This is a genomic window from Colwellia sp. BRX8-5 (assembly GCF_014077325.1).
GTDB lineage: Bacteria > Pseudomonadota > Gammaproteobacteria > Enterobacterales > Alteromonadaceae > Colwellia_A.
The window spans coordinates 1-704 of record NZ_JACGVR010000081.1; the positions used below are offsets into that span (position 1 = coordinate 1).

1 protein-coding gene is annotated in these 704 nt (G+C 37.1%); it reads left to right on the forward strand.

The genetic code is table 11. The features are described from left to right. Positions 1-21 precede the first annotated feature (21 nt). On the forward strand, positions 22-704 hold a 683-nt coding region (speE, locus tag H4J62_RS20800), incomplete at its 3' end, for a polyamine aminopropyltransferase (RefSeq protein WP_182231382.1).

Below are 704 nucleotides of genomic sequence, written 5' to 3' on the forward strand. Positions count from 1 at the left end.
TTGATATTTCAGGAGAAAACCATGCACTCTAATTTATGGGTAGAAGAAAAGTTTGAAGACTTTTTGGGGATTAAATTTAAAGTAGAAAAAGTACTTTTCTCTGGGAAAAGTGAATTTCAAACCGTAGATGTTGTTGAAACTAAAGGTCATGGTAAAATGTTACTAAATGACGGTTTGATTATGGTTACTGAGCGAGACGAATTTGCTTATCACGATATGATAAGCCATGTGCCCTTGTTTGTGCATCCTAACCCTAAAAATGTTTTAGTGATTGGTGGTGGTGATGGTGGAACGGCAAGAGAAGTCATTCGTCATCTATCAGTAAAAAAATGTACTATGGTTGAAATCGACGTGATGGTTGTCAACGCCTGTAAAGAGCACATTCCACAAACCGCTTCAGCCCTCGATGATGAACGTATAGATCTTATTATTGGTGATGGTGTGCAATTTGTTAAAGAAACCACTGAGAAGTTTGATGTTATTATTGTCGACAGCACTGATCCGATTGGACCTGCTCAACCTTTATTTGGCGAAGCATTTTATAAAGATGTTTTTAACTGTTTAGCCGATGACGGTATCGTTGTTGCCCAGGGAGAGTCTTCTTGGTATGCCATGGATATTCAACAATCGCTATTGAAAGTATTAAACAATGTCTTTCCTAAAACTTATTTGTATAGTTTTAGTAATTTAACTTATCCAGGCGG